4 protein-coding genes are annotated in these 3,440 nt (G+C 72.4%); all 4 read left to right on the top strand.

Annotated features, from left to right (window positions below; genetic code table 11):
• On the top strand, positions 1 to 709 hold a 709-nt coding region (locus tag AC27VN_RS36295), incomplete at its 5' end, for an ATP-binding cassette domain-containing protein (RefSeq protein WP_490879763.1).
• 20 nt (positions 710 to 729) lie between these two features.
• A complete protein-coding gene (locus AC27VN_RS36290) occupies positions 730 to 1,722 on the top strand; it encodes an ABC transporter permease (protein ID WP_093347945.1) in 993 nt (330 codons plus the stop codon).
• Positions 1,723 to 1,770: 48 nt separating this feature from the next.
• On the top strand, positions 1,771 to 2,856 hold the full coding sequence (locus AC27VN_RS36285) for a LacI family DNA-binding transcriptional regulator (RefSeq protein WP_208511298.1): 1,086 nt from the start codon (positions 1,771 to 1,773) through the stop codon (positions 2,854 to 2,856).
• On the top strand, positions 2,853 to 3,440 hold a 588-nt coding region (locus AC27VN_RS36280), incomplete at its 3' end, for a ribokinase (RefSeq protein ID WP_490879762.1). The genes AC27VN_RS36285 and AC27VN_RS36280, both read left to right, overlap by 4 nt.

The raw sequence follows: 3,440 nt of genomic DNA, 5'->3' as shown, positions 1-3,440 counted from the left end.
CATCGCCGGGCTCGTGGGCTCGGGCCGCACCGAGCTCGTGCGGCTGCTGTTCGGCGCCGACAAGGCCGAGCGCGGCACCATCGAACTCCACTGGCCCGGCGCGCAGCAACCGGCCGCGGGCCGCTGGCGCTCGCCGATGCAGGCGATCCGCGCCGGCATCGGCCTGGTCACCGAGGACCGCAAGTCGCAGGGCCTGCTGATGACGCAGTCGATCCGCGTCAACGCCACGCTCAGCGACCTCGGCGCGGTCTCGCGCCTGGGCTGGCTGCGCGCGGCCGCCGAGCGCGGCATCGCGCGCCGGCTGGTGCAGACGCTGCGCATCCGCTCGCGCAGCGAGGAGCAGAGCGTGGCCACGCTCAGCGGCGGCAACCAGCAGAAGGTGGTGTTCGCGCGCTGGCTGCACCGCGAATGCAAGGTGCTGCTGCTCGACGAGCCGACGCGCGGCGTCGACGTGGGCGCGCGCGCCGACCTCTATGCCGAGCTCGACCGCATGGCCGAGGCCGGCAAGGCGCTCTTGATGGTGTCGAGCGACCTGCGCGAACTCATGGCCATGTGCGACCGCATCGGCGTGATGCACGCCGGCCGCCTGGTGGCGGTGTTCGAGCGCGGCGCCTGGGACCAGCAGTCGATCCTGGCCGCGGCCTTCGGCGACACCGGCCGCGCCACCTCCGCAGCCCCCACCGCTCACGCTCTCGCGGCCGCCGCCTGAGCCTCATCCTCCTTCGCCCCATGACGACCACCACCGCTTCCGCTCCCCCCGCCTCCGGCGCCGGCTCCCTCAAGGGCCAGCTCGGCACCTACATCGGCCTGGCCGTGGTGCTGCTCGGCATGATCGCGCTGTTCGGCAGCCTCAGCGAATACTTCCTCACGGTGGAGACCTTCGTCACCATCGCCAACGAGATCCCCGCGCTGGCCGTGATGGCCGTGGGCATGACCTTCGTGCTGATCATCGCGGGCATCGACCTCTCGGTGGGCTCGGTGCTGGCGCTCAGCGCGGCGGTGGCCGCCGCCGCCATCCTGCAATGGCACCTGCCGGTGCCGCTGGCCGCGCTGCTGGGCCTGGCCACGGGCCTGATCTGCGGCGCGATCACCGGCGCCGTGTCGGTGGCCTGGCGGCTGCCGAGCTTCATCGTCTCGCTCGGCATGCTCGAGGCCGTGCGCGGCGGCGCCTACCTCGTGACCGACTCGCGCACCCAGTACGTGGGCGATGCCATCTCGGGCCTGGCGGCGCCGTGGATCGGCGGCATCTCGGCGGCCTTCGTGCTCGCGGTGGTGCTGGTGATCGTGGGCCAGCTGGTGCTGTCGCGCACGGTGTTCGGCCGCTACGTGGTGGGCATCGGCACCAACGAGGAAGCAATGCGCCTCGCGGGCATCGACCCGCGGCCGATCCGCATCGTGGTGTTCGCGGTCACGGGCCTGCTGGCCGGCCTGGCGGGGCTGATGCAGTCGGCGCGCCTCGAGGCGGCCGACCCGAACTCGGGCGTGGGCATCGAGCTGCAGGTGATCGCCGCGGTGGTGATCGGCGGCACCAGCCTGATGGGCGGGCGCGGGTCGGTGGTCAACACCTTCTTCGGCGTGCTGATCATCGCGGTGCTCGAGGCCGGCCTGGCGCAGGTCGGCGCCAGCGAGCCGAGCAAGCGCATCATCACCGGCGCGGTGATCGTGGTTGCGGTGATCATCGACACCCTGCGCCAGCGCCGCGCCGACCGCCGGCTGGCCTGACGCTCCCCTCCCCACGAAGCAGCACCCCGCAACAGGAACACCCAGGCCATGGCCACCATCAAGGACGTCGCACTGCGCGCGGGCGTGTCGGTCACCACCGTCTCGCACGTGGTCAACGACACGCGCCACGTCAGCGCCAAGGGCCGCGAGCGCGTCGAGCTCGCGATCCGCGAACTCGGCTACGTGCCCAACGCGATGGCGCGCAGCCTCAAGAGCAACACCACCTCGACGCTCGGGATGCTGATCCCGAACAGCTCGAACCCCTACTTCGCCGAGATCGTGCGCATCATCGAGGACCGCTGCTTCGGCGCCGGCTACACGCTGATCCTGTGCAACACCGACGACGAGCCGCACCGCCAGAGCGTGTACCTGCAGGTGCTTGCCGAGCGCCGCATCGACGGGCTGATCGTGGTGTCGACCGGCGACGACGACTCGCTGGCCAGGCAGCTCAACGGCCTCAAGGTGCCGACCGTGCTGCTCGACCGCGAGATCGCCGACCCGCACTGCGACCTGGTCGAGACCGCCCACATGCAGGGCGGCCTGCTCGCGGTGCGCCACCTGCTGTCGCTGGGCCATCGCCGCATCGCCTGCATCGGCGGGCCGCAGGGCGTGTCGCCGAGCGAGCAGCGCATCGCGGGCTGGCGCATGGCGCTGGCCGAGAGCGGCAACAGCACGGGCGCGGCCGACGCCGACGCGCTGCTGTGGCGCGGCGGCTTCACCAGCCAGGGCGGCTACGAGGCGATGCACGCCATCCTGCGCGCCGGCACCAACGACATTCCCTCGGCGGTCTTCGTCTGCAACGACCTGATGGCGATCGGCGCGCTGCGCGCCGCGCACGAGAGCGGCGTGCGGGTGCCCGACGAGCTCTCGATCGTCGGCTTCGACGACATCGAACTCTCGGCCTACACCAGCCCCGCGCTCACCACCGTCGCCCAGCCCAAGGAGCGCATCGGCGCGCTGGCGGTCGACATGCTGCTCGAGCGCGTGGGCGGCCGCCGCCGCGATGCGCGCAAGGTGGTGCTGCAGCCCGAGCTGCACGTGCGCGCCTCGACCGCGCGCTATTCCGGAGCGCCCGCGGCCGCACCCGTCTCCGCCCCTTCTTCCGCCGACACCCGAAAGTCCCGCACCCCGTGAGCCCGACGTCTTCCTCCCGCCCCGCGGCACCGCGCATCGTGGTGCTCGGCAGCCTCAACATGGACCTGGTGCTGCGCGTGCCGCATGCGCCCGCCGCGGGCGAGACCCTGCTGGGCCGCTCCTTCGCCACCATCCCCGGCGGCAAGGGCGCCAACCAGGCCGTGAGCTGCGCGCGCGAGGGCGCGCAGGTGCGGATGATCGGCTGCGTGGGCGACGACGACCACGGCCGCGCGCTGCGCCAGGCGCTCGAGCGCGACGGCATCGACACCGAGGCCCTGCGCACCGATGCCGCCGAACCCACGGGCACGGCGCTGATCATGGTCGAGGACAGCGGCCAGAACCGCATCGTGATGATCGCGGGCGCCAATGCCCGCGTCGACCTCGACGCGGCGGACCTGCGCACCCGGCTCGAGGGCGCGGCCTTCCTCGTGACCCAGTTCGAGACCCCGATGGCGCAGGTCGAGCGCGCGATCGCGGTGGCGCACGAGGCCGGCTGCAAGGTGCTGCTCAATCCCTCGCCGGTGCAGGCCATCGCCGAGCCCCTGTGGCCGAAGATCGACACGCTGGTGGTCAACGAGATCGAG

It is taken from the genome of Variovorax sp. 20P10.2.4 (assembly GCF_058244205.1).
The sequence above is the reverse complement of the archived record's forward strand: the minus strand, read 5'-3'. Positions and strand labels throughout refer to the sequence as shown.